This is a genomic window from Parapedobacter sp. ISTM3 (assembly GCF_016533505.1).
Classification (GTDB): domain Bacteria; phylum Bacteroidota; class Bacteroidia; order Sphingobacteriales; family Sphingobacteriaceae; genus Parapedobacter; species Parapedobacter luteus.
Map to the genome: position 1 here is coordinate 97,178 of NZ_JAENGN010000008.1, position 25,278 is coordinate 122,455.

General features: G+C 49.2%; 22 protein-coding genes and 1 pseudogene. 14 read left to right on the forward strand and 9 right to left on the reverse strand.

Annotated elements, in window-relative coordinates; genetic code table 11:
- Nucleotides 1-45: 45 nt before the first annotated feature.
- On the forward strand, nt 46-651 hold the full coding sequence (locus JHJ32_RS12560) for an ASCH domain-containing protein (protein WP_200121184.1): 606 nt from the start codon (nt 46-48) through the stop codon (nt 649-651).
- Here the strand turns inward: JHJ32_RS12560 and JHJ32_RS23210 are convergent.
- A pseudogene (locus JHJ32_RS23210) lies at nt 608-823 on the reverse strand (immunoglobulin-like domain-containing protein); the annotation flags it as partial. The gene JHJ32_RS12560 and the pseudogene JHJ32_RS23210 overlap by 44 nt on opposite strands.
- A gap of 944 nt (nt 824-1,767) precedes the next feature.
- Here JHJ32_RS23210 and JHJ32_RS12565 point away from each other — a divergent pair.
- The 11 genes from JHJ32_RS12565 to JHJ32_RS12615 all read left to right on the forward strand — a co-directional run bounded on the left by JHJ32_RS12565 (nt 1,768) and on the right by JHJ32_RS12615 (nt 13,348).
- Nucleotides 1,768-2,532 (forward strand): YoaK family protein, encoded by a 765-nt coding sequence (locus JHJ32_RS12565; protein ID WP_200121185.1) that lies wholly within the window; start codon nt 1,768-1,770, stop codon nt 2,530-2,532.
- Nucleotides 2,533-2,638: 106 nt separating this feature from the next.
- Nucleotides 2,639-2,827, forward strand: a complete 189-nt coding sequence (locus tag JHJ32_RS12570) for a hypothetical protein (protein WP_200121186.1) — start codon at nt 2,639-2,641, stop codon at nt 2,825-2,827.
- Nucleotides 2,827-3,498, forward strand: a complete 672-nt coding sequence (locus tag JHJ32_RS12575; RefSeq protein WP_200121187.1) for a CPBP family intramembrane glutamic endopeptidase — start codon at nt 2,827-2,829, stop codon at nt 3,496-3,498. Before JHJ32_RS12570 ends, JHJ32_RS12575 begins: the two co-directional genes overlap by 1 nt.
- A gap of 268 nt (nt 3,499-3,766) precedes the next feature.
- Nucleotides 3,767-4,498, forward strand: a complete 732-nt coding sequence (locus JHJ32_RS12580; RefSeq protein ID WP_233632637.1) for a polysaccharide deacetylase family protein — start codon at nt 3,767-3,769, stop codon at nt 4,496-4,498.
- Nucleotides 4,485-5,132 (forward strand): outer membrane lipoprotein carrier protein LolA, encoded by a 648-nt coding sequence (locus JHJ32_RS12585; protein ID WP_200121189.1) that lies wholly within the window; start codon nt 4,485-4,487, stop codon nt 5,130-5,132. Before JHJ32_RS12580 ends, JHJ32_RS12585 begins: the two co-directional genes overlap by 14 nt.
- Before the next feature lie 47 nt (nt 5,133-5,179).
- Nucleotides 5,180-5,548, forward strand: coding sequence for a 3-hydroxyacyl-ACP dehydratase (locus JHJ32_RS12590; RefSeq protein ID WP_079717614.1), 369 nt, complete (start codon nt 5,180-5,182; stop codon nt 5,546-5,548).
- Between the two features lie 3 nt (nt 5,549-5,551).
- On the forward strand, nt 5,552-6,019 hold the full coding sequence (locus tag JHJ32_RS12595) for a hypothetical protein (RefSeq protein WP_079717613.1): 468 nt from the start codon (nt 5,552-5,554) through the stop codon (nt 6,017-6,019).
- Between the two features lie 13 nt (nt 6,020-6,032).
- Nucleotides 6,033-7,208 (forward strand): DUF2062 domain-containing protein, encoded by a 1,176-nt coding sequence (locus JHJ32_RS12600; protein WP_200121190.1) that lies wholly within the window; start codon nt 6,033-6,035, stop codon nt 7,206-7,208.
- A gap of 48 nt (nt 7,209-7,256) precedes the next feature.
- Entirely contained in the window at nt 7,257-10,946 is a 3,690-nt protein-coding gene (locus tag JHJ32_RS12605; RefSeq protein WP_200121191.1) for a 1-acyl-sn-glycerol-3-phosphate acyltransferase, read from the forward strand.
- Complete coding sequence (locus JHJ32_RS12610; RefSeq protein WP_079717610.1) at nt 10,930-12,489, forward strand: NAD(P)/FAD-dependent oxidoreductase; 1,560 nt, start codon at nt 10,930-10,932, stop codon at nt 12,487-12,489. The genes JHJ32_RS12605 and JHJ32_RS12610 overlap by 17 nt, the downstream gene beginning before the upstream one ends.
- The gene (locus tag JHJ32_RS12615; RefSeq protein ID WP_079717609.1) at nt 12,476-13,348 is read left to right on the forward strand and encodes a cupin-like domain-containing protein; all 873 of its coding nucleotides are present in this window, start codon (nt 12,476-12,478) and stop codon (nt 13,346-13,348) included. The genes JHJ32_RS12610 and JHJ32_RS12615 overlap by 14 nt, the downstream gene beginning before the upstream one ends.
- A gap of 178 nt (nt 13,349-13,526) precedes the next feature.
- Here the strand turns inward: JHJ32_RS12615 and JHJ32_RS12620 are convergent, their stop codons facing one another.
- The 3 genes from JHJ32_RS12620 to JHJ32_RS12630 all read right to left on the reverse strand — a co-directional run bounded on the left by JHJ32_RS12620 (nt 13,527) and on the right by JHJ32_RS12630 (nt 16,157).
- The gene (locus JHJ32_RS12620; protein WP_079717608.1) at nt 13,527-14,159 is read right to left on the reverse strand and encodes a response regulator transcription factor; all 633 of its coding nucleotides are present in this window, start codon (nt 14,157-14,159) and stop codon (nt 13,527-13,529) included.
- Between the two features lie 358 nt (nt 14,160-14,517).
- Complete coding sequence (gene msrA / locus JHJ32_RS12625; protein ID WP_200121192.1) at nt 14,518-15,030, reverse strand: peptide-methionine (S)-S-oxide reductase MsrA; 513 nt, start codon at nt 15,028-15,030, stop codon at nt 14,518-14,520.
- A 101-nt stretch (nt 15,031-15,131) separates the two neighbouring features.
- Nucleotides 15,132-16,157: a N(4)-(beta-N-acetylglucosaminyl)-L-asparaginase gene (locus JHJ32_RS12630; protein WP_079717606.1), complete on the reverse strand. Its 1,026-nt coding sequence runs from the start codon at nt 16,155-16,157 to the stop codon at nt 15,132-15,134.
- Between the two features lie 148 nt (nt 16,158-16,305).
- Here JHJ32_RS12630 and JHJ32_RS12635 point away from each other — a divergent pair, with 148 nt between their 5' ends.
- Together JHJ32_RS12635 and JHJ32_RS12640 are read left to right on the forward strand one after the other, a co-directional pair.
- Nucleotides 16,306-17,556, forward strand: a complete 1,251-nt coding sequence (locus JHJ32_RS12635) for a C40 family peptidase (RefSeq protein ID WP_200121193.1) — start codon at nt 16,306-16,308, stop codon at nt 17,554-17,556.
- The gene (locus JHJ32_RS12640; RefSeq protein WP_079717604.1) at nt 17,553-18,620 is read left to right on the forward strand and encodes a dipeptide epimerase; all 1,068 of its coding nucleotides are present in this window, start codon (nt 17,553-17,555) and stop codon (nt 18,618-18,620) included. The genes JHJ32_RS12635 and JHJ32_RS12640 overlap by 4 nt, the downstream gene beginning before the upstream one ends.
- 74 nt (nt 18,621-18,694) lie before the next feature.
- Here the strand turns inward: JHJ32_RS12640 and JHJ32_RS12645 are convergent, their stop codons facing one another.
- From JHJ32_RS12645 to JHJ32_RS12665, 5 genes are all read right to left on the reverse strand, one after another.
- On the reverse strand, nt 18,695-20,083 hold the full coding sequence (locus tag JHJ32_RS12645; protein WP_200121194.1) for a putative oxidoreductase C-terminal domain-containing protein: 1,389 nt from the start codon (nt 20,081-20,083) through the stop codon (nt 18,695-18,697).
- 14 nt (nt 20,084-20,097) lie between these two features.
- On the reverse strand, nt 20,098-21,096 hold the full coding sequence (locus tag JHJ32_RS12650; protein ID WP_200121195.1) for a PmoA family protein: 999 nt from the start codon (nt 21,094-21,096) through the stop codon (nt 20,098-20,100).
- A gap of 178 nt (nt 21,097-21,274) precedes the next feature.
- A complete protein-coding gene (locus tag JHJ32_RS12655; protein ID WP_200121196.1) occupies nt 21,275-22,750 on the reverse strand; it encodes a M14 family zinc carboxypeptidase in 1,476 nt (491 codons plus the stop codon).
- A 1-nt stretch (nt 22,751) separates the two neighbouring features.
- Nucleotides 22,752-23,792: an LD-carboxypeptidase gene (locus tag JHJ32_RS12660; protein WP_079717600.1), complete on the reverse strand. Its 1,041-nt coding sequence runs from the start codon at nt 23,790-23,792 to the stop codon at nt 22,752-22,754.
- 18 nt (nt 23,793-23,810) lie between these two features.
- The gene (locus tag JHJ32_RS12665) at nt 23,811-25,157 is read right to left on the reverse strand and encodes a dihydroorotase (RefSeq protein WP_200121197.1); all 1,347 of its coding nucleotides are present in this window, start codon (nt 25,155-25,157) and stop codon (nt 23,811-23,813) included.
- Nucleotides 25,158-25,278: the final 121 nt, after the last annotated feature.

A 25,278-nucleotide genomic window follows, 5' to 3' on the forward strand; every position in this document is an offset into this window, starting at 1 on the left:
CAGAAAACCGTTAACTTTGAATGAGTACGTAAAGAGCTTATAATTATGCTGTTCAAAGAGATCCATTTAAGCGGAATAAAATCGGGCAGAATAACCCTCGCTTTCCGCAGGTGGCAAAAGGCTTCAGTAAAAAGCGGAAGTCTTTTGCACACTTCCATCGGCTTGGTTGAAATCCGTAAAATTGGAGCCGTAAGCGAAAACAATATAACCGACAAAGATGCGCGGAATGCAGGTTTCACAAGCAAAGAGCAATTAATGAAATCCCTTACCCGCAGCGGCACTGGAACGATTTTCAAGATATCTGTCGGCTATCATTCCGCAGATCCAAGGATAAAACTACGGGAGCAAACAGATCTGTCAGAACAGCAATTCAGCGATTTAAAGCACAAATTGGAACGGTTGGACAATCGTAGCAGGCAAGGGCATTGGACAACAAAAACCTTGTTGACGATAAAAGATAATCCCAACTTGCATGCCATTGGTCTGGCAAAACTGACAGGCTTTGAAAAAGAGTGGCTAAAATTGAACATCCGGAAACTGAAAAATCTGGGCCTCACCATCAGCCACCCTGTAGGTTACGAGCTTTCGCCACTGGGTAATGCATATATTAAGATGCGTTTATCGAAAAACCATGGTAAAATGGACGGATAGGAGGCAAAAAACAATTATCTATCCGCCGTTTCCCCTTATCCACCGAATACAGCATGCCCGGAAATCCGATGTTTTCTATGAACGGGACCTTTTGCCATTCATTGCTTTCAAATCGCTCGATACGGTATTCGCTTCCCGCACCCAATTCCCCATCCGAATTGTTTGTGAACTTATAGACTGCTTTCTTTTCTTCTAACTATAAAACTCATTGGGGTGAACCTCCATAACGACTTCGCGCCCAGCACGGTCATTTTTCATTTCCACCGTTTCATCGGGGATGGCTGTTTTTTCCGGTTTTGCCGTATCCCGCAATCTTGTTCCATTGGAACACGAATAACAAAGGATTGCGATTGTAATTGAACAATTGGAATTTCCGTAGCATCATCTAAATCGGATAGTACACATAGACAGTTGCAAAATACAAAAAATGAAAACGAACGCCATACATGACGGAATGAAACCCATCCCGGTAAGGGCATTCAACAGAAAATTGAGCCAAGGGATATAATAAAGTCCGGCTTCAGTGATCGGCCGGACTTTTCCTTTATCGTCGATCCTTCCGGATCGCAGGGGCAATCATTGCCCTGTATTTGTGCACATACGTGCATGGTCAAATTATATCGAAATTAAGTGACGGCTATGTCAGTGAAGGTTAACCGTTCCTTTTTTTCATCTGCTTCTCTTCGAGCTTTTTTTTGATCTTTTCTTGTTTAATCGCTTTCGGATCCTTCGTTGATTTTTTCAATTCCCTATTTCTTTTTGCCATTTTTAAGTACATTTTAATTCAACATCAATTTGTACCCCTTACTGATACCTGGATATCAAGCACGAGTAAGTATAGTAAAAGAGGATTTTTTCTTAGAAGAGGAAGGTACACCCGCCGCACCTTCCCAGATACAGGAAAATCAGTTTCACCTTAAATCGTATTTTAGTTATCAGTAAAAAATGAACCCCAACGCAGAGCTTGCAACCGGCTTCATCGCTAAAACCCCTAATATACGATTATAATTTGATATGGCCATGCCATCCGTGACCATGGGGGACAATAATCCAATATCTTTGCCTTATCAGCACATTTTGCCTATATTATCGCACCGTCATCAAGGATTTTTACACATGTTTAGGCATACGGGACAGAAAAGAAATTATAAACATAACCTGAGGCTGGCTACACTGCTCTGCCTTACCGCGGGATTGGTAAATGTTGGCGGCCTGCTGGCGTTTAACGTTTTTACTACCAATGTTACCGGGCACGCCGCCCTGCTGGCTGACGCATTGTCTCTGGGCCAATTGGTTACCGTTTGGCATATTTTGGCCTGGCTTTTTCTTTTCCTCGCCGGGGCATTCTTTTCGGGTATATGCATCCGGCAGGCCGGTGTAGACAGAATCTATTCCTACGTCGTTCCGCTCATCGTCGAAATCACGATCCTCTTGGTGGTTGGCTTTCTGACGCCCGGCGGCAGCGTCGGAATCGAGTACCTGGCCGGAACCCTCCTTTTCGCTATGGGATTGCAGAATGCTCTGGTTTCAGCAATATCCGGCTCCGTTGTCAGGACAACTCATCTTACCGGTATGTTTACCGACCTGGGCATCGACATGGCCGAAATGGCATCCGATCGTTCGAAGGGAAAAGCGTCTTTGAAAAAGCGGATAACGCTTCGGCTGGTTATCATTCTTTCTTTCATCCTGGGTGGCGTAATTGGCGGATTTATCTTCTTAAAAATAGGATCCGGCACTTTCTACATTGCAGCTGCGATCCTCGCTTTTGCGATGTTCTATGATATTTTCCGCGTGCACGCCCGGAGGTTGATCCACCGGATCGTCCTAGCCAACACCTATCCACGAAGGAGGAGAAAACGCCACCGCATCGAAAAAATATGATGAGATGATCACCTGCCGATGATGAGAAATTCAGTGCGGCACGCACGATATCGTGAACCCTGTTTCAAAAGCGGATTATTTTGAGCCAGGCAAAGAATACGTGCACATGATACCCGACAGTCTATGCACGGTGGAACAGCAGGAAGTTCACGAAAAAGCTAAAAAGAAGATTCCCCGCATCTACGTCGAACAAGTGGTGGTTGAGGACAGCCTTCTGGAGTTAATCAAGCCAAAATTTGCTGTAAAGGATACCATAAACCCTCTTTTTGACGAAAAACCATATATTTGGTATTAATGCTTACAATGATCTCGCCAATCAAGCGTACTTATAGGGATTTTCGCCTTTTCTTAAGGAATCCAGTTAACCTGCCTGCTGAAGACCAGACTGTAAAGCACAAAATCAGTAGGCTTTTTTCGGTTTTAGCGATGGAAATTCCGATTGTAGCCGCTATAGGAGCGATGATTTATGGTATAGGAGAAATCGGATTGCTCGATACAGACACGCATAAAATAGGCGTATTATTTCAAAAAATGCCATTGTGGAAATTTATACTTTTCGGAGTAGTTGTAAACCCTTTCATTGAGGAATTGATTTTTCGACTTTATTTGAGATTTAATCCCAAAGGACTGTCAGGTTATTCTTTGTTATCGGCGTCGGCTATCGGCAAACGAATGATGAAAAAAATTGAGGCATACTTGACCCATCTTTGGCTAAACAAATTTCATCTGGTTTTCTTTTCTTCGGCACTATTATTTGCCATTTTTCATTTATCAAACTACCAATTTTCGATAACAGTTTTACTATTGTCACCATTGCTCGTTGCCCCTCAATTCATCACAGGTCTTTTTTTAGGTTATTTGCGGATTAAGTATAGCTGGATGTTGGGATATTTTATGCACGCAATTCATAATGCCTTTTTTATATCATCATCACTTATCATTATAAATTCTTTTGATATTCAATAAAAACGGTAGGGAGGACAACGAGTAAATATCTCCAGGGAAGACAGGGTGAACTACCAGCAAATATCGGATCAACGCACAGCTTACGTACGAAGCCAAGGTGTGCGGGAGTATCCACTTCCCGGTGCCGTCTTTTAAATACATCTTGACAGGCAAGTCGGCAACGCACTTGCCGATGTGCCCAAAGAAACCCTGTTCTATGATGGAAAGCAGAATGTTTGCTATTTGTTTTGACTTTAGCTAAGTTTGCGTTTTATACGTACTTCTGCTCTTGCTGGTCATCATCTTATTAAGCTTATTCTTAAACGTTTTTTGGGTAGCCGCGCTGCTTATCATGGCGATTGGCTTAATCGGTATCGCCCTCGGTGCGTTCAACATCCAATGGAATTTCTTCGTCAAGGCGATACATAACGGCCAGACCCATTCACGGCAAATCGCCCTCACGTTCGACGATGGCCCGCATCCCGTTTACACACCACGGGTGCTCGACCTGTTGGATAAATACGCTGTCAAAGCTACCTTTTTCTGCATCGGCAGGCAAGTGACACAGCACCCGGAAGTGGCCTTGGAACTCCATAAACGGGGACATCTTATCGGCAACCATTCCTATACCCACGCCCCTACCATCGATTTCCACACAAAGGTAAAATGGCTGGGGGAAATCCATCGGACGGATGCTGCCATTGCGGCTTGTATCGGCCACAAACCATGCTTTTTCCGCCCCCCTTACGGGGTAACCACGCCGCACCTGGCAGGAGCCATCCGCGTGAGCGGCCACTCCGTAATCGGCTGGCGTGTACGCCCTTATGATACCGCAAGACGCACCCCCGACCGCATCGTGCGTACTATTCTGAACAAGACCAAACCAGGTGATATTATCTTGCTCCACGACACCCATGACCGCATCGTACCGGTTTTGGAACAGTTGTTGCCAGCACTTAAAAGACGGAATTTCACCATGGTCACCGTGGAGACATTAACCCAACGACATGCGTATGCGTAAATATCGGTTATTGACAATTGTGCTGCTGGCTGCTTGCACGGCAGGATTTGCCCAGCGGAAGGCACTGACCCCTGCGGAGACGGCTGCATTCAAGGAAAAGGTAATCGCCAATACCCGGAACCTGAAATCGTTAGAAAGCAACTTCACACAGTCGAAGCAACTGAGCTACATGGAGCATGCCGTCAAAGCCTCCGGCAAGCTCTATTTCAGGGCTCCGCAGGACATCCGGTGGGAATATCGCCAACCAACGAGCTATGTAATTGTCTTTGACCACCAAACCATGTTTATCGATGAAGGCGGCAGCAAACCGAAGCAAATCGATTTGGCTGCCAATAGGCGACTGAAAGGGCTGAGCGGCCTTTTGGTAGGCACCGTGCAGGGTGGAAACGTCGTAGACGAAAGCCGTTTTGTCGTCGATTATTATCGGGCAGGCTCGGGATATGCTGCTATCCTGAGGCCGAAGGACAAAGCGCTGCAACGGTACATCAAAGAGGTGGAACTGACATTCGATGGCAGCACGTTTTTGATAAACCGGATTAAGATCATTGACCCAACGCAAGATTTCACGTTGATTGACTTCGAAAACCAACGCAAAAATGTGGCGATGCCTGAAGAGCTATTTGCCATCAAATAGCCTGGTTTCGTAGCCTATATGCGGCGGATTTTTTACTTTTGCCTGCTATGTCGCTTTTACCCAACTTTTATTCATTGACAGCGTTTACGACGCATGGCCAAAAGGTGTCGGCCTCCATTGCCATAAACAAGGCACATCCGGTATTTCAGGGCCATTTCCCCAACCACCCTGTGACGCCGGGCGTATGCATGATGCAAATCATCAAAGAACTGGCTGAAAAATGGGCCGACTGCTCGCTTGTGCTGCGAACTGCAAGGAATGTAAAATTCATGGCCATCATCAATCCCGAAAACCATCCAAACATTCATGTAGAACTGGATGTTGAAGAAGAAGATGGGCTGCTTGCCATCAAAAGCACTACCTCATTTGAAAATACGGTAGCGCTCAAGTTTAGTGGCGTCTTTCAAAAAATTTAGGTCATGAAGAAGGTGATTTTTCTCTTTGCTATAGTATCGTGGACGGTGCTGGCACAAGCGCAGGAACTCAATAACCTCCGGCTATTGTACAAAGATGCGACCAAATCTGAAGAACAGGCACGTGCATTTTTTGAACCGCTGAAGAACGTCTCAATGTCAGATAAGCCGGTTTTTGTGGCCTACAAGGGCTCAGGGATGATGCTACTCGCCCGGTATGAAAAGTTATCGGAACGAAAAGCCAAAGTCAAGGAAGCGGCGGAATGGATTGAACAGGCGGTGGCAAAGGACCCTGACAATGCTGAAATCAGGCTGATCCGCCTCAGTGTGCAGGAACATCTCCCCAAATTTCTCCGGTACAATCAGGATATTGAGGATGACCGTGAATTTGTACAACAAGCACTCCCCTCGCTGAAAGATGAGGGATTAAAGGCCATGATTAATGGCTACTTTGATGAATTTTCAAAAGAATGAGCCACCAACCTAAATGACTTCCAACGAGGTATTAGCCGCTATCAACGCTTGCGTCATCATCCCCACCTATAATAATGGCAAAACACTTAAGCAAGTGCTGGATGGAGTGCGCCGGTATACGTCCGATATCATCGTTGTAAACGACGGCTCAACCGATGAGACCGCGCGCCTATTGGCCCCATATACAGATTTGACGATTATCCACCTGCCTCGAAACAGCGGAAAGGGCTTTGCCCTTCGCACAGGTTTCCTCGAGGCCGACGCCAAGGGATTTGACTACGCCATCTCCATTGATTCGGATGGTCAGCATTTTCCTGATGACATTCCGAAATTTGCAGACGAAATCCAGCGCAACGGGCCGGCATTGCTCATCGGGGATCGCAACATGAACCAAGCAGGCATTCCCGGCAAGAGTAGCTTCGGCAACCGGTTTTCAAACTTTTGGTTTCGGTTTGAAACGGGCATCACGCTTGCCGATACGCAATCCGGTTTTCGGCTTTATCCCCTTAAACAAATCCGGAATATCCGCTTTTATACCACCAAATTCGAATTCGAGGTGGAAGTAATCGTCAAAGCAGCCTGGCGCGGTATTCCCGTTCGCAATATCCCGGTCAAGGTGTTGTATAATCCTGCGGAACGCGTGTCTCATTTCCGGCCGTTTCGCGATTTTACGCGCATCAGCATCCTCAATACCTGGCTTGTTGTGGTCACCTTACTTTATATCCGCCCCAGAGCGTATCTCCGTACATTCAGGGAAAAAGGGTTCAAACGGTTTTTCCTTGAAGATTTACTGCACAGCGACGATTCGACGTCAAAAAAAGCTTCATCCGTGGCTCTCGGCGTACTCGTGGGACTTTCCCCGCTTTGGGGATTCCAGACGATTACGGTTTTTTTTCTGGCGTTTGTACTCCGGCTCAACAAGCTCATTGCTTTTGCTTTTTCGAATATCAGCCTTCCGCCACTTATACCGTTAATCATTTACGCGGGATTACAAGTTGGCGCCTTCGTCTTGGGGGAGCCTACGGGAACGTCGTTCCAATGGACCAATATCGGGACATACCGGGCTTTTATCCAACAGCACTTAACGGAATACATCATAGGCAGCCTGGTGCTGTCCATCGTCACGGCTGCGGTATTTGGGGTTGGCACTTATTTACTGTTGAATATAAAGGAAAGACGAAAGGTATAGGAGCAATTTATAATTCTATTAACTTTGCCTACCTAACAGCTTGGTGAATTGGCCTCCGTTTTTTATACCATATTCCGCTACTTTCAGAAGCACAGAACCGCTTTCTTCCTCGCTGTCATATTGGGCTTCGCGCTGATAGGCTATTGGAGCAGCCGAATCCGCTTTGAAGAGGATATCATGAAGCTCATCCCCGCGGGTGAGGATGCTGAACGGGTGGCCAATGTCATGCAATCCGTTAAGTTTGCGGATAAAATTGTCATCAACGTGGCTACGCCGGAGGCGGATAACATTGCCGCGTTGCAGGAATATGCCGACGCTTTTGCCGAGGCTATCGAACGGGATGCGGCGCCTTATATCCAGCGCCTGCAGGTACAATTGGCAGACGACCAGCTCCTGGAGCTGATGGAGGTGGTCAGGCACAACCTGCCGCTCTTTCTCACGGCAGACGACTACCGGCGTATCGACTCGCTGCTGGCACCTGACTCCGTTGCAACAAAGATACAGGAGGCCTATCAGACGATAGCTGCTCCCCAGGGCCTGATCACGGCATCGCTGGCAAGGCAGGATCCCCTGGGAATGACCTACATGGGGTTGCGTAAATTTCAGCACCTGCAATCCGGTGGGCAGTTTACTTTGGAAGACGGCTATCTGATAGCCCGCAGCCGAAAAAACCTGCTGGCGTTCATCACGACAGCCATGAGCAGCAGTGAGACCGCCCAAAACACCCAATTTATTAAAATCCTTGACGGCACCATCAGGGATTTAAACGCGCAGTTCGAAGGGCGGGCGACCGCATCGTATTTCGGTGCGGCAGCCATGGCTGTAGCCAATGCCCAGCAGATCAAGCGGGATATTCAAGTGACATTATCCATAGCGCTGATAGCCTTGGTCGCGCTCTTTATTTATTTTTACCGGCGGGCGTACATTCCCTTGATTATTATTGTCCCTGCTGCGTTTGGAAGCCTGATGGGCATGGCGGTGCTTTATTGGCTCAAAGGCACGATATCTGCCATATCCATCGGCATCGGTTCGGTGTTGCTGGGCCTCACGCTGGATTACTCGCTGCACATTTTAAGCCATTACCGTGGTACCGGCGACATAAAAAAGTTGTTCGACAGCACGACAAAGCCGTTACTAATGTGTGCCATATTCACAGCGGTAGATTTCCTTTGCTTATTGTTCTTACGCTCCGATGTACTGAAAGACCTGGGGATTTTCGCGGCTGTCAGCGTATTGAGCGCCGCGTTATTCTCCTTAATCTTCATTCCGCAGGTATACGCACCGCACCGTGCTATCCGGGCACGACAAAACACCTTTATCGATGCGATCGCGCGTTATGACTTCAGCCGTAATAAATGGGTACTGGGGGTAGGCGTCGTCCTGGTCACCGTGAGCCTGTTCACCTTCCAGCGAGTTGGCTTTAATGACGATTTAGCGGCGTTGAACTACCAACCTCCTCACTTAAAACAGGCCGAAGAAGCGTTGGACTCACTCAACGATTATGCTGCGAAATCCATTTACCTCGTTGCATATGGCGATACCTATGACGAAGCCCTGGATAAGAACAGCGTTCTGCACCGCCAACTGGAACAGTATGAAGCCCAAGGTGTCATCCACAGTTTCCAGTCGGTGGGAAACATCGTGTTTTCAAAAGCGCAGCAGCAGGAAAAGATCGATCGATGGCGCCACTTTTGGTCGGGCGGCAAAAAGGAGCGGCTGATGCGGCAGCTTATTGCCGATGGCCGGAACGTCGGCTTCAGGGAAAACGCATTCGAGCCTTTCTTCGAGATGCTATCACGGGACTACGTGTTGCTGGACAACGATGACCTAGCCTTGCTGAACAGTCTTTTCCTGGATGAATTTGTTGCATCGCGCGAACGCCTGACCACCATCACCACCCCGGTGAAACTCGATGATGAACGCGCTGCCCAACTTATCCAGTCATTGACAGACCATGATGCGGGGGTACTGGCCATTGACCGGAAACATTTGCAGGAAACGCTATTGAACAATTTAGAAACCGATTTCAACAACCTGTTTTTCATTGCGTCCATAGCGGTATTTGTCGTCATTTTCTTATTTTTCGGCAGTCTGGAGCTTACGTTGGTAACCAACATCCCTATCTTCCTGGGTTGGCTGGTGACACTGGGCCTGATGGGTGCGCTTGACATCCATTTTAATGCTTTCAATATCATCATTACCACACTGATCTTCGGATTAGGAGTGGATTATTCCATCTTTGTGACGAAGGGATTGCTGGAACACTACACCTACGGCCGCCAAGATATGCCGGCATACAAGTCGGGGGTTGTTATGTCTGCTTTGGCGACCATCGGCTGCTTCGGCATCCTGGTGTTTGCCAAACATCCGGCCATACGGTCCATTTCCATCATCCCACTTATCGGGCTGTTGGTGGTAGTCCTGATGTCGTTTTCCATACAGCCTTGGCTATTCCGCACCTTTATCAGCGCCCCCCAGCAACGAGGCAATACGCCGTGGCGTATTGGCAATTTTATACTCACCGGCTTCACGTTCGGCTATTTCTTTCTGGGCGGCCTGTTGGTAAGCCTATTGGCGCAGGTATTGATTCCTTTCCTCCCCCTTGCGAAGCAGAAAAAGTTCTGGCTGCTCCATCGCGCCATGCAACTGTTTTTTCATAACCTGATGTTTCGCACGCCGGGCGTACGGATGACCATCCTCGGCGATAGGCAGGCAGCTTACGAACGACCAGCCATCGTGATTGCCAACCATACTTCCATCCTGGACACCCCGACGATGGGCCTCTTACACCCGCTGCAGATTTTTATGATGAATGACAGGCAGCTCCGCTCGCCGTTTTTCGGGCGGCTGATGCGTATGGTCGGTGCTCATCCGGCATCAGAAAATAACCAGGAAAGCCTGGAAAAACTACGGAAAAAAGTAGAGCAGGGCTATTCCATCATCGTATTTCCGGAAGGCACCCGTTCGATGACGACCGCGATACAACGCTTCCACAAAGGTGCCTTTTTCCTCGCCGCCCAATTAAAGGTTGATATACTGCCCGTACTGATTCATGGTAATGCCCATGCCTTGCCGAAAAACGACAACATGCTTAAGACCGGGCCTATTACCATGAAGCTACTTCCCCGAATCAGACATGACGATCCGGCATTCGGCACGACCTATCGTGAGCGCACGAGGCGGATAGCTGCGTATTTCAAACAGGAGTTCAGGACGTTGCGCAACGAGCGGGAAGGTGCGGACTACTTCCGGTCCAAGCTCTACTTCAACTACTACTATAAACCTAAGGCCATCCAACGCGAAGTGAAGGCCGTCTTCAACGCTCAACGGGCCAATTATCACCGGATTCTACGGATACTTCCGCCAGATGGCCGTTTTTTCCATCTGGGGTGCGGCTATGGTGTACTGGACTTTCTGCTGGTGTATGACAGTGCAACACGGCAAGTAACCGCATGGGATCCAAACCCTGAAAAAGTCCTCGCCGCACAACATACTTTTACCGTGAACCGGTATCCGCTCCGGTTCTTGGCGGAACCACAGCCTGCAAACGACTTCCAAGTGCTGATTGTATCCGGCAGGATGGCACTGGATTGGATGCCGTATGTACAAACGGCGGAATGGTTGGTATTGGAAAACGTAGAAACAGGAGAAATGAGTATCTTAGCCGAGCTGGGGTTTGAATCGATTTTTGACCATGAAGGAATAACGATTTTACGGAAGCATGCACGGATCATATGATGTCATTGTCATTGGTAGTGGCTTGGGCGGGCTGGTGTGTGCCACTACCCTGGCCAAAGAAGGCCTTAAGGTGCTGGTGCTGGAGAAAAACAAACAGTACGGCGGCAATTTGCAGACATTTGTGCGCAACCGGTGTATTTTTGATACCGGCGTGCACTATATCGGCGGGCTGGATCGGGGACAAAATCTTTACCAATACTTCCAATACCTGGGCATTGCGGACAAACTTCGGCTGAAGCGCATGGATCAGGATGCCTTTGATGTGGTGACCTTTGATAATGATCCCAACGAGTACCCCTACGCCCAAGGCGGGGCCAACTTCGTAGAACAGCTTAGCCGTCATTTCCCGGAAGAACGTGCTGGCATTGAACGATTTTACATGCAAATGAAAGCCATCTGCCAGCGTTTTCCACTCTATCGTCTTGATATGGACGAACAGTACCAATGGAATGCGGAGACGCTCGGCCTTAAAGTAAGCGATGTCATCGACAGTTGCACGGCGAATCCCAAACTGCGGGCCGTACTCGCAGGCACAAACCTGCTTTACGCCGGGATAAAAGATAAAACACCGTTTTACGTGCATGCCCTATCCATCAACTCCTACATCGAGAGTGCTTGGCGATGTATCAATGGCGGCGGCCAGATAGCTAAATTGCTCATCAGGGAGCTCCATCAGCATGGTGGGAAAGCGCTCAAACACCAGGAAGTGACACAGTTTCATATTGAAAACGGTTTATTGCAGTCAGTAACCACGGCAGCTGGCAACAACTACCGGGCGGAAACCTTCATCTCCAATATGGACCCTAAAAAGACCCTCCAGCTAATCGGCGACTATCCGATACGCAAATCCTACGCCAGCCGCATACGCCGGGCCGAAAACACGATTTCATCATTTAGCCTATACCTTGTACTGAAACCACGAAGCTTGCCTTACCTTAACCGGAACTATTATCACTTCAAAGACGAAGCGAGTGTGTGGAGCAATGCCCACTACCGGACAGCCGACTGGCCAAACGGCTACATGGTATCGATGAACGCGAAGCATGACAACGACAGCTGGGCCGACACGATGACCGTATTTACCTACATGCGCTTCGACGAGGTAAACGAATGGGCAAACACATACAATACCGTCGCACAGACCGGCCATCGCGGTGACGGCTATGAGCAATTTAAACGCTTGAAAACCGAAATCATGCTCGACGAACTGGAAAAGAAGTTTCCTGACCTCCGCAGGTATATAGATGCTATCTATGTGTCCACGCCATTGACCTACCGTGACTATATTGGCAATGAAACGGGGGGCATGTATGGGTTTGTGAAGGATGCCAATCAACCCTTGAATAATTCGCTGCCCCCCCGCACCAAAATCAAGAATTTGCTGCTTACAGGGCAGGGCGTCAGCATGCACGGCATCTTGGGCGTAACCATAAACGCCATACTCACCTGTACGGAACTGTTGGGTAAGGAATATCTTCTTGAAAAGATTACCGCTGCGAATCAAACACAACCCCTAATCGAAGATTCTTATGGCAACGCTTAACTTACAACCGCTCGAACGCATATCCGCCATCGACAAGGAAACCTTTATCAGCCGCTACTACCGCCCCCAGCGGCCTGTGCTCATTGAAAACCTTACCGACGCATGGAACAGCAAGTGGACATTTGAGCATATAAAATCGTTGGCTGGCGACCAAACCGTGCCATTGTATGACAATAAACCAGCGAAAGGGAAACAAAGCGTATATGAGCCGGTGACGCAAATGCGGTTTGGCGACTACATTGATTTGCTGCAGACAACCCCCACTGATCTGCGCATTTTTTTCTATACACTGAAAGACCACTGCCCGAAACTGCTGGAAGACTTCGATTATCCAGCGATTGGCCTGAAGTTTTTCAAACGGTTGCCGGCGTTGTTCTTCGGAGGTGGCCAATCCAAAGTTTTCGCCCATTACGATATCGATCTGCCCGATAACCTGCACATTCACTTTGCAGGCAATAAGCGGGTAATGCTCTTTGGCCCGGACCAAAGCAAGTACCTGTATAAGGTGCCGTTTTCAATACACAATATTGATAAAATCGACATGGACAACCCCGACTTTGAACGCTATCCGGCATTAAAGCATGTGCGTGGGTTCGAGGTTTACATGAAACATGGGGACGCACTTTATATGCCGAGCGGTTGGTGGCATTACATCACCTACCTGGATGGCGGATTCTCCATGACCCTGCGGGCCCTGCCGCGCACACCTACGCGCTTAGCAAGCATGTTGTACAACGTCTTTATCATGCGGTTGGTCGATAATACGATGCGGAAAATAAATGGCCAGAAGTGGCTGGACTTTAAGGAACGGTGGGCATACCGGCGAACACAGCGCCGACTTGCCAGGATCGGCAGCTGAATAGCCTTAAAAAAAAGGCAGCGACCTGCTCATTCCCCAAAACAGGGAATCCGCGAGCCGCTGCCGCATGCATTCGAACAGCTATTCAGCAATTGTGTTTTACCGTCGTTTAAAGAAAAAGGACTGAATCTGCCGACATGCATGGATATAGGTTCAGGTCGTATGGTGTACTTTTTCCTCAATACTTATTAATCAGTTCAGAACGCGAATTGATTTGCAGCTTACTATAAATATTCCGGATATGAAATTTTACCGTATCAACACTGATAAACAACTTCTTAGCTACTGTCTTATACGATGCTCCGTGCTGCAGCATGGAGACAATCTCAATCTCCCGTTGGGTAAGCCGATCGGCTTCCTTCGCCCCCTTCTTATCCAACAAGGGATGGAAAAAGCCTATCACCATGCGTGCCACCTGCGGACTCATGACCGACCCGCCATCCATCACTTCCAGCAGCTGTTCTTCGATCTTCCTTAAGGGCGTGTCTTTGAGCAAATAACCCGAAGCGCCGACGCACAACGCCTGAAAGATCGTATCTTTGTCTTCAAATACCGTAAACATGACCACCTGCGTGGAAGAAGACTTACGCTTCACATACCACGTCGTTTCTATTCCTGATTTACCAGGAAGGCCGATATCGCAAAGCAATACGTCTATCCGCTGTTCTTTCCAAACGCTCATAAACTCCTCGGCTGAAGTGGCACAGAACAAAAGCTCAAATTGGGAAGAAGCCTCGAAATACCCCTCCAATGCTTTTTGTATAACTAGGTTATCTTCAATGATAACCAATTTAAACATATCATTTTTCATAGGCAGTGAAAAAATAACCCCACCGCGTAGGAATAGCTGTTTTTCAAAGATTGGGTGTAAAGGTAGCCTATTTTATTTACGGTTGGCCCACCCTTTTGGGGTAGTTTTCGAAAAATAGCTAAATCTTCAGTCTGTTGAACAGGATATTACGCACCCTTGACTTGAAATGCCGCAATGAGTAGATAATTCGAAAACAAATTTAAGAAAAATACGGCTTATGTGGTACACTTGCTTCAATCACTACCAACAAGATGCCGGTCGCTGTCGGTCTTCCGAAGCGGCTGGGCATAGGGGCCAAAGCGCCGTCGGGTCGATAAACGGCCGACGCTTGTGGCCACTGGCATTGCGCCGGTGCAGGCTATTGCAGGCCCTTCAAAAACTTCTGTAATTTGGGGGCAATGACTGCCGCACAATAAGGATTTTGCGGGTTGTTGTTGAAATAATCGTGGTGATAGTTCTCAGCAACATAAAAGGGCTGTGCCGGCGCTATCGCCGTCACAATGGGATCGTCGTACACCTCGTGGGTGGTCAGCTGCCTGATAAATTCTTCGGCCTCGATGCGCTGCTGCTCATCGTGATAAAAAATAACCGACCGGTACTGGGTCCCTACATCATTGCCCTGCCTGTTTAATGTTGTTGGATCATGCGTTTTGAAAAACACTTCCAGCAACTTCCTATACGGCAACACGGTTTCATCATAATCGATTTGCACAACTTCTGCATGCCCCGTAGCTCCCGTGCAGACTTGCTCATAGGTCGGATTTTCGCGTTGGCCGCCCATATATCCTGGCAGCACACTCTTCACCCCTTGCAGTTGTTTAAATATGACCTCGGTGCACCAAAAGCACCCGCCTCCATATGTCGCTATCATTCTTTTGTTTTTTGCGGTAAGCCGTAGGCATTCAGCCAAAAGCTTATGCTTGTCGCCCCCTGCCTATTCAAACTTTAAAGATAAGTATTTATATCCAAAAATCAATACACACTCGCTCCCGGTAATAACAGGTCTTGCTTTTGCTCATCACATACCGCATAAGAAAACCCTTTTTGCAATGAAAAGGCCCCGTATTCGCCATTTTTGTTCAGCGCGAGGAAGCCGACTTGTATGTTCTTGGCAGTATCAGGTTTCTTTTTAATAAGACGTTCTACCGCTTCGCGGCAGGCTTCCTGTGGCGAGCGGCCCTGCCGCATTAATTCGACCACGAGGAAACTACCCACCGTGCGTATCACTTCCTCGCCTACACCGGTGGCTGTGGCCCCTCCAACCTCGTTATCGACATACAGCCCAGCCCCGATGATAGGGCTATCCCCTACCCTCCCGCGCATCTTAAACGCCATACCGCTGGTCGTACAGGCGCCTGAAAGGTTGCCCGCTATGTCCAGCGCTAATATGCCGATGGTATCATGGTTATATTGATTGCCCGGCAATTTTTCTGCGGTAAACGACTTGTTTTCTATATTGATTACGGGCTCATATTTCTTTTCTTTGAGCCAGTCTTTCCATGCTTTTTCCCCTTCGGGAGTGAGCAGCGTTTCCTGTTTAAATCCGTTTTCGATAGCAAATTGCAATGCGCCTTCACCCACCAGCATCACATGGGGTGTTTTCTCCATGACCATGCGGGCTACCGAGATGGGATGTGCAATGTTTTCGAGCGCGGCAACGGAGCCGCAGTTGCCTTTGTCGTCCATTATGCACGCATCCAACGTGACGTGCCCGTCTCGGTCGGGATACCCGCCCTTGCCTACCGTCATGTTTGCCAAATCGGCCTCAGGTACCCGCGCACCTGCTTCTACAGCATCTAAAGCGCTGCCACCCGCTTTCAAGATGTCCCATGCTGCTTTGTTGGCGGCAACGCCGAAATCCCATGTGGAGACAACGATGGGTTTGGTTACACCCTTGTTTGCCGCTGCTTGCGGAGTGCAGGCCGCCAATATATTGGCCGACGAGATAAGGGAAGCCCCCATGGCTCCTGTCTTAATAAATTTTCTTCTATTAATCATTAAGCGTTATTGTCTGATATCAAAATGCGCATTTCAAAACGCGATTATACGAATTATCACAAAAAAGTTGACATAAACGACGGATAAGTGGCTCTTTAAAATTGCACAGCAGTGAATTATCGCGTACCTTAGGCAGAAAGTTTGCACAATGAAAGCCTTCAAAAATATCATATTAACATTATGTTGCTGCGTTGCAGGCTTAGACAGTGCCGCACAGGCGCTATCGGCCGACACGGCTTACCAAAAAATCCTGGAGCTAACCCGGCAGACCGCACAGCGTTATGCGCCGGACAAACGGACAGCAATTTTTGAACTGCACTACACCGACACCATCTCCCACCGTTACCGGATAGTGACGACGGAACCGAAAGCTGGTGAATATTTCAATCAATTACTGGTTAAAAACCGTATTCCCGACGCAAAGGTAACGATAAATCCATTGCCGGATAGCAGTGTGGCAGGGAATATTGCAGGCATCGTGAACCTTTCGGTAGCCAATCTTCGTGTTGAGCCCAGCAACCAGGCCGAGCTCGCATCACAGGTGCTACTGGGCACTCCGGTGGACTTGCTCCAAGAACAAGACGGCTACTATCGCGTGCGCACACCCGAGGGGTACATCGCATGGTTAAGTACTTCTTCGGTCTCGCCCCGGTCTGAACCGGAGCTAACCCGATGGCTCTCGGCAAAAAAAGTGATAGTCACCGGCGATTTCGGACATGCCTATACGATGCCGGACGAGCAATCCTTGCGCGTATCGGATCTGGTCATGGGCAATATCCTCATTTCGGGCACGCAAGCCGACGGTTTTGTGCATGTTCAGTATCCGGATGGACGAAATGCATACATCAAGCAGGAATTGGTTCGGCCTTTCGACGAATGGCTTGGCGCGGTAAACCCAACGGCGGAAAACATATTGAAAACGGCAAAAACGATGATGGGGCTGCCCTATCTTTGGGGCGGCACCTCGGTAAAGGGGGTTGATTGCAGCGGTTTCACCAAAATGGCCTATTTCATGAATGGAATCATCATTCCCCGGGATGCTTCACAGCAAGTGCTTGCCGGACACGTCGTGGACATCTTATCGGCAGACACATTGGCTATCGAAAAAGCACTTCAGAATCTTCGGCCTGCCGACTTGCTGTTTTTTGCGTCGGGCAAGGGCCGGGGCCCGGATGCACGCGTTACGCATGTAGCGCTTTACCTTGGCAATGGGGAGTTCATCCACTCGGCGGGGACGGTCCGCATCAACAGCATGCTGCCGGATGCCGTCAACTACGACGACTTTCAAACACGTACGCTCATCGCAGCGCGCCGCTATATCGGGCAACCGGACTATGCGCTCCAACCCATCGCAAGACACCGCGCATATACCCTGCCCACTGATAAATCAACGGAATGACAACGCCAACGACGATCCGAAAATCCGGAAAATTTACGCTACGCTACCGCCCCTATACGTTAGCGCTTAAGCATGTGTTTACGATTGCTTCCGGCTCACGTAGCACCACGCCAATCGTACTGACCGAGCTGGAATATGACGGTGTCGTAGGGTACGGCGAAGCCTCCATGCCACCTTATTTGGGCGAATCGCAGGCGAGCGTGTTGGCTTTTCTGGATCAGGTGGACCTTTCCGGTTTCAGCGATCCATTCCTCACTGCCGACATCCTGGCATACGTAGACGGCATCGCGCCGAAAAACACCGCCGCCAAGGCAGCCGTGGATATCGCCCTGCACGATTTGCTTGGCAAACTGATGAACCAGCCCTGGCACCGGATATGGGGCTACTCAGCAACCAAAACACCAAATACATCCTTTACCATCGGCATGGACGCCCCTGAAGTAGTACGGCAAAAGGTACGGGAGGCCGCCCCTTATAAGCTGCTCAAAGTCAAGCTTGGGCTGGATACCGACAAGATGATGATAGCTACCATCCGCGAAGTGACAAATAAGCCGCTTTGTGTGGATGTAAATCAAGGATGGAAAAACCGCAACCAAGCTCTTGAAATGGCACACTGGCTTGCCGAACGGGGTGTCGTTTTTCTTGAGCAGCCCATGCCCAAGGAACAAATCGATGACAATGCCTGGCTTACGGAAAACAGCCCCATTCCTACAATAGGTGATGAGGCTGTCCAGCGATTGGAAGATGTCCGCAGCGCGTTTGGCGTATATACCGGCATCAACATCAAGCTTATGAAATGTACGGGCATGCGCGAAGCGCACCAAATGGCCGAGCTTGCACGGGCACTGCGCATGAAAGTGATGCTGGGCTGCATGACGGAAACATCGTGTGCCATTTCGGCGGCGGCACAGTTATCGCCTATCGTCGATTGGGCGGATCTTGACGGCGCCTTGCTGATTAGCAACGATGTATATCGCGGCATGGAAGTGATGGATGGTAAAGTAGTGTTACCTGCTGGCCCCGGCATTGGAATTTCTCCCCATACCGGTGTGGCAGACGAGTGAACGACGACGGGCAAGACAGGCGTCCGGCCATCGAAATAGAGTGGGGCCGCCTTTTTTTGGACAGCCCCTTACACTTAAGGCGTCACCGTCTGGGCTTCTGCCAAGGCTTTGGTCGTTAAGTAGTATTTTGCAATCATATTGGGTACTTCCCAATCGGGCATGGCTCCGGACTGTAAGAACGAAAGGTATTTTTCGGTTACTTGAGCAAAATGCTCTTCATGTGTGGTCACTAAGGATGGAGGCACAACAATCCGGTAACGCCCTTCGCTCTGTGGCTCAAACGCTATACCGTCATAAGTTTCAGCCAGCTGCCCAATCGCTTTGGCCAATGCGGCCTCAAATGACTTCGCATCCCGCTTACCTGTTGACTCCACATACAGCACAGGCTTATATTGCTCTTCTTCGCCCTGCCGAATCACCAGATTGGCATACGCTCCCCGCATGATGGAATAGTGTGTATCGCCCGTACCCTGAGGCGCTTCAAAGTTCCAGATGACCGATACCTTCGCATGTACACCTTTCAGGATGTAATCAATCTCGCCATTGGCGAAGATGGCTAAGTTGCCGTTATCGTCCACGGTTCCGGATAGGAACTCCGGTACCACATCCAGCCCCGTCGAACGGGAGAATTGTTCGGGAGTGACGCGCGTTGGCCATCGCCGAGCTCCGACAAGCTGGATATCCTTTCGGTAGTCGATGACTTGGTCAGGAAAGCTCTCCCACTGCACCAGATCCACTAAATGTGTGGTCACATCGACCAAACCTTCCCCCTGCTGCTTGGTATCATAAAACCATGCTGGCCGGATGAGCGGATTGCCGGAGACTTCCTTAAAAAAATGGTGTACGCTTTCCTTGGTAATAGCCGGATTGTCGGCACTACCCGGTACCAACCCACCAAAAAATTCCGGCAGCTGCGATAGTGCTTTTTGCAGCATGGTGTTAATCTCATACCGTTCGGTCATGATATCGTAGAGCAAGACACCCTTTTTCGATGCGTTGTCAAATGCGGCCTCCAACTTAGAAAAGCCAGCTTGATTGATAACCATGGGTTTATCGGCCAATACGTTCAGCCCGGCGTTGACAGACTGGCTGATATAGTCGATTTTATACTGGTTGTTCCCGGCCAGGACAACCACATTGCCTTTTCGTTCTGCCAACATTTTCTCAAGGAAATCATCTCCCTGATAAGCTTCTTCCTGCCAATATGTTGGATTATCGGTGCGGGTATTGTATTGGTTTACCAACGCCAGGTGGGCATCCAATTCCGGTCCTTCCGGCGCGTAAACGTGCACAAGGCTATCGACCTGTGGGTACATGGATTTCTGTACCAGCGCCGCGTGGAAATGACCAGGCGCCAATGTGATCAAACGGATATCTTTCTGTTGCATGTTGTCTTGACCCGTGTGGCATGCAACCAGGCAGCCGACAGCAAGGAAACTAATTAATTTTTGTGGTTTATTCATTTAACTTATAATATTTAATAATTAGCAGCATCATCCTGGTTAGCCGCAGCGAACGTTTCCCACAACTGCTCAGCCTCTTCCGGTGATAATACACCGTCAAAAACGACAAGCCGATATCGTAACGTATAGGTTTTTCCGTTGTGCAACACCCAATCCTTATTTTTGGTCGGTGAGAAATTAAAAAATTGATCGCCCCGGCCATCATTGGCATCGGCCGGCCACACCCGTACAGGCTCAGGGAAATTGTAATTTTCGGGATAGGATAAAAATAAAATTCCGCCCTGTTCTTCTCCGAGATTACCCGACACTATTGCCCAGCGTTCCGACGATCCGTCTGCGTCATCGCGGTTTTTCCCGCTGGACGTCAGTACGTCACTGTTGGCATTGGTCCACGCTTCCGTGGCCCTGAATACCAACCCACCATACCGGTACGTTTGCAGCATCACGTCTGCGGCTCCGACAGGCGCAAACGTGGAACGGATATCACATTGATACCGGTTTGCGTCCAATTGGGATATCGCGATGCGCCAGTGTTCCCTGATAATGGGAATTTCGCGGCCATCCTCGAAGACAACATGGTCGTGTACGGCTTCAAAGCCTGCTCCGTGCTCATTTTGAAAGATATCTGCAAATTTTACGAACCGTACAGTTCCCTGTTTGTCGCCAATGTTCCAGAGGTCGTACACCTTACCCTTATACGCTACACGCGTCCAAGGGTTCCAAATACCGTAATGGTGATAGTGATCAGCCGGCTGTATACAAGTAAGCACATGGCCCGAAAGAGTCTTTAAGGGATGAATATAGCCTGATCGGCCATAAACCCCGTCGACACCTGGCGGGGGCGGTTTTACGGTGTACCGGTAAGCAAGCAACGTGTCGCCTGCCGGATTTTTCAATACCAGTTCATCCGCTCCCTTATCGGCAGCGTAGGCCGGCTCCTTTGGCGATACTTGTCCAGAAGCGCCGGACAATGCACCGATGCACAGCAAGAACGTCGTTCGAAATGTCTTCAACACGGGCAAAATAGATTCATAATAACAACCAACACCGGAATGGCACGCATCTTTGCAATAAAGTTATCAAAATCCAATAGCAAAGCGAAGAACCAATCACCATTTACCTGCAAAATCAGCGGGCTTTCGGCGATTTAGGCATCAGTCAACCGTTATACTAAATTTAAGAGATAGCCGGTCACCGTATATAATTCTTAAACTCCACCTGAGGTGTAACCGAGAGATCGATCAGATACCCATTGATAATTGCATAAGCAGGCACACCGTCACGCGCAAGGAAGAAATTAGCTTCCCTGCCCAGATTGGGGCTGGCAGGAACGGGGCTGCGCTGATGGAAAACAACCAAAGGCAAGCCGTGCAAACGCTGTTCGGGCAACCGCGCTACTTGAACCGCATAATAACCTTGGCGCAAATAACCCATTGCCTGCTCCAACGACACCTCTTCTATGCTGCCGAATACGTTCGGATGGATTTTGCCGGCCATAAAATAATACCCATCTGCATCCAATTCAGCATATCCGTAACTTTCTCTTAAGTCGCCCACATCGGTAATCCGCGACTGCACGTAGTAGTCGCTTCCTTCCGTTTGTTCGTCCCGGTTGATCGACAGGTCTACTTTGTAGGAAATTGAATCGCGCGACGCACCCACGTTGCGCAAAAGGACGTCGGAAAGCTTCGAATCGCTAAACGGGATGGCTTCATATTCGTCAATATCATATTGATGGTAGCTTTCCTGCGCGATTTCGATTAACGCATTTAAGATAATGATGAAATTGAGCTTGCGAATAAACTGCTTTTCCGGATCGCCCTTGTACCCACCCGACTCAATCAATACGGTGCTCGCTCCCCAACTTTGGAAATTGTCGCCGAAGCCCCTGGGTGTATAGGTATCATCGTACTTGGCCACACCGCCCGGCACAAAGTCCTGCAAAACACGGTTTATTCCTGCAGCAATCTTCATGGCATCGCCCCGCACCTGATTAATATCCCGTTCGGCATTATAGGCGGGAGCCAATAGGGCGATGGTCACTGGAGTGGGCGTACCAGGCACATTGTAATATATATTCATATCGTGCAGGTTGAAACCATAGCGAGGCTGCACGGCCTTGGCTGCATTAATCAGTATCCGCCCTTCCACCGTGGCGCCGGCCCGCGCATCGCGGTTCAAATCGACATCCATGGCGTTGCGACGAGTAAATACATCGGCACCGTCGGGGTTAAGCATAGGGATAAAATAGAGACTTGTCGCTGTTTTCAGCAGGCTGCGGATACTGTCCATGCCGTCCCCTTCCGCCTCCAAAAAGTTGAACAAATCCATCAACGCCATGGTAGCGGTAGGTTCATTGCCATGCATCTGCGACCAAAGCATCACCTTCTTTGGACCTGCGCCGTATTTCACTTGATAAATGGGTTTTTTAAGCACCGAAACACCCAATTGGGTCACTTCAAAGACCTGTCCTCCCTTACGCTTAAGGATAAGCGGCTCGATGTCTGCATGTTTGAAACGACGATGCGTAATCGTTGGCTCTCGATAAGTTTCGAAGGCCTTGGCCAGCTTTGCCGTGTCGGGCGTGTACATATGCTGACGTTGCCCAACGCCTTGGCAGGCCGCGGATATCAATATGAAGGTAATCAGATAAGCGAAATGCTTCATACTATCGAAATATATTGTCCAATACGGTAATGCTTCCTTTGGCAGCATCTATACGCACCCGTGCACCAACCGGCAGGATAAGTTGCTCATCGATATGCCCGATAAGTGCCCCCTGGTAGGCTGGTATCCCCAATGCTAAAACGTAATCGTTCAATATTTGTTCTAAAGTCAGCGATTTGCTGGGATATCTTGCCTCACAATCCGTGCATTTGCCAAAGATGAACCCTTTGATCTTACCCAGCGCTCCCGACAGCGCCAACTGACTCAGCATACGGTCAATACGATATGGTTCTTCGCCGACATCTTCCAAAAACAGGATGCTGTCTTCAAAGTCCGGAAAATACGTTGAGCCAGCGAGTGTCGTCAGCACGGTGAGGTTTCCTCCCAGCAGCTTGCCTTCTGCTATTCCGGGCGTAATGGTCTGGATGGCACGCTGAAGACGCCCTTTTGCATGCACCTGCATTTCCAGCCGGGCATAGTCCGGTACTTTACCGTAAAAAAAGAGCTGTTCGAATTGCTCAATAACCATCGGCGTCCATACACTATTGGCTACGGCACCGTGGAAGGTAACCAATCCGGTCTGCGTGTGAATGGCCTGGTGGAACGCCGTAATATCGCTATAACCCAAAAATATTTTGGGATTACGGGCAATCAACCCATAGTCCAATTTGTCGAGCAATCTTGTCGAGCCCGAACCACCCCGTAGACACACAATGGCCTTCACGTCGGGATCAGCGAACATCCGGTGTATATCGGCAATCCGGTCCTCATCTTTGCCGGCAAGATGCCCATATTTTTGCCCTACGTGCTGTCCCCATTTGATGCGAAGTCCAAGTTTACTGATGTTCTTATCAGCGATGGCATACCCTTCGTCACTTAACAGCGGTGATGAGGGGGTAATGATACCAACGGTATCGCCCTTACGGATGCGGGGTGGGTAAATAGATGAGACACGGGCTGGCGCAGCACTTAAGTACAGGTTTGATCCGGACAGGGCGGCGATGCCCATACCCAATGTTTTGATGAATGTTCGTTTATTCATAGTACCGTTAGGGACATATTATCGGTTGAACAGCAAACGTTGTCCGTTGCTATTTTCCTGCAAGGCACCTCGATCGTACACCAAGTTGCCTGATACAAGCGTATGCGTGATAGTCGACTGGAAAGTATGCCCCTCAAAAGGCGACCAACCACATTTCGATAAGATGTTTTCCTTGTTGACGGTATGTGGCTCATGCAAATTCACCAAGACCAGATCTGCCCAGTAACCTTCACGGATGAAACCACGTCTATCAATCTGGAAGCAAGTCGCCGTATTGTGAGCCGTTTTTTGCACAAGTTGTTCCAACGTCAGCTTGCCTGCATGATACATGTCCAACAGTGCCTGCAAAGCATACTGGACGAGCGGGCCTCCAGATGGAGCCTGGGAATATGGTTGGGATTTTTCGGCCAGCGTATGGGGAGCATGGTCAGTAGCAATCACATCTATCCGGCCATCCAGCACAGCCTGAAGGATGCCGGCACGGTCTTGGGCCGTTTTCACTGCAGGATTCCACTTAATGAAGTTACCTTTCTCCGCGTAGTCCGCATCACTGAACCAAAGGTGATGTATACATGCCTCTGCGGTAATCCGCTTGGCCGGCAGCGGTATGTCCTTATCGAATAAATCGGTCTCTTGTGCCGTAGAAATGTGCAAGACATGCAAGCGCGTGCCGTGTTTCCTGGCAAGGGTCACAGCCCGGGATGAAGATATATAACAAGCCTCTGCCGAGCGGATAAGCGGATGCATATCAATGGTCAAGTCGTCGCCGTGCAACGCCTTATATCGGGCCAGGTTTTGCCTGATGGTGGCCTCATCTTCGCAATGCGTAGCAATAAGCATCGGCGAATTGGCAAATAAGCCTTCGAGGGTATGTTCGTCATCCACCAGCATATTGCCGGTGGACGAGCCCATAAAGACCTTGATGCCACAAACCTTCCGGGGGTCGGTACGCAGCACCTCATCAAGATTGTCATTCGCCGCCCCCATGTAAAACGAATAATTGGCGAGGGATTGCCGGGCCGCCATATCGTATTTGTCCTGCAGCAACTGCTGGGTAAGCGTGTTGGGTACGGTATTGGGCATTTCCATGAAGGATGTCGTGCCGCCTGCCACCGCTGCGCGGCTCTCATGCCAGATATCAGCCTTATGGGTAAGGCCCGGCTCCCGGAAATGGACTTGGTCATCTATCAGACCGGGCAGTAGGTGCAAGCCTTCGGCATTGATTTCAATAGCCGTAGGGTGTGCGATTCCGGGCGCAATCCGTTCAATTACGCCGTTAACAATTAATACGTCTGAAATGTAGACCCGCCCTTCATTGACGATTGTCGGTGCTTTGATGAGTATCGGTGATGTCTGTTTTGTCATGTAATCGCTGATTCGGTGCCTTTGCCCATGCGCAAAGCCTTGCCCATACAAATGAACGTAAAAAAGTGAAATAAACAAAAGGCTACCGCAACGTGTTCGCGGTAGCCTTTTGTTCAGTACG

Excerpts from the sequence above, each read along its gene's own strand:
- JHJ32_RS12645 (WP_200121194.1), bottom strand. The coding sequence starts at position 20,083 with ATGAATAAACCACAAAAATTAATTAGTTTCCTTGCTGTCGGCTGCCTG.
- JHJ32_RS12565 (WP_200121185.1), top strand. The coding sequence starts at position 1,768 with ATGTTTAGGCATACGGGACAGAAAAGAAATTATAAACATAACCTGAGG.
- JHJ32_RS12595 (WP_079717613.1), top strand. The coding sequence starts at position 5,552 with ATGAAGAAGGTGATTTTTCTCTTTGCTATAGTATCGTGGACGGTGCTG.
- JHJ32_RS12600 (WP_200121190.1), top strand. The coding sequence starts at position 6,033 with ATGACTTCCAACGAGGTATTAGCCGCTATCAACGCTTGCGTCATCATC.
- JHJ32_RS12570 (WP_200121186.1), top strand. The coding sequence starts at position 2,639 with ATGATACCCGACAGTCTATGCACGGTGGAACAGCAGGAAGTTCACGAA.
- JHJ32_RS12585 (WP_200121189.1), top strand. The coding sequence starts at position 4,485 with ATGCGTATGCGTAAATATCGGTTATTGACAATTGTGCTGCTGGCTGCT.
- JHJ32_RS12620 (WP_079717608.1), bottom strand. The coding sequence starts at position 14,159 with ATGAAAAATGATATGTTTAAATTGGTTATCATTGAAGATAACCTAGTT.
- JHJ32_RS12560 (WP_200121184.1), top strand. The coding sequence starts at position 46 with ATGCTGTTCAAAGAGATCCATTTAAGCGGAATAAAATCGGGCAGAATA.
- msrA (WP_200121192.1), bottom strand. The coding sequence starts at position 15,030 with ATGATAGCGACATATGGAGGCGGGTGCTTTTGGTGCACCGAGGTCATA.
- JHJ32_RS12630 (WP_079717606.1), bottom strand. The coding sequence starts at position 16,157 with ATGATTAATAGAAGAAAATTTATTAAGACAGGAGCCATGGGGGCTTCC.
- JHJ32_RS12610 (WP_079717610.1), top strand. The coding sequence starts at position 10,930 with ATGCACGGATCATATGATGTCATTGTCATTGGTAGTGGCTTGGGCGGG.
- JHJ32_RS12655 (WP_200121196.1), bottom strand. The coding sequence starts at position 22,750 with ATGAAGCATTTCGCTTATCTGATTACCTTCATATTGATATCCGCGGCC.
- JHJ32_RS12590 (WP_079717614.1), top strand. The coding sequence starts at position 5,180 with ATGTCGCTTTTACCCAACTTTTATTCATTGACAGCGTTTACGACGCAT.
- JHJ32_RS12665 (WP_200121197.1), bottom strand. The coding sequence starts at position 25,157 with ATGACAAAACAGACATCACCGATACTCATCAAAGCACCGACAATCGTC.
- JHJ32_RS12640 (WP_079717604.1), top strand. The coding sequence starts at position 17,553 with ATGACAACGCCAACGACGATCCGAAAATCCGGAAAATTTACGCTACGC.
- JHJ32_RS12615 (WP_079717609.1), top strand. The coding sequence starts at position 12,476 with ATGGCAACGCTTAACTTACAACCGCTCGAACGCATATCCGCCATCGAC.
- JHJ32_RS12575 (WP_200121187.1), top strand. The coding sequence starts at position 2,827 with ATGCTTACAATGATCTCGCCAATCAAGCGTACTTATAGGGATTTTCGC.
- JHJ32_RS12660 (WP_079717600.1), bottom strand. The coding sequence starts at position 23,792 with ATGAATAAACGAACATTCATCAAAACATTGGGTATGGGCATCGCCGCC.
- JHJ32_RS12635 (WP_200121193.1), top strand. The coding sequence starts at position 16,306 with ATGAAAGCCTTCAAAAATATCATATTAACATTATGTTGCTGCGTTGCA.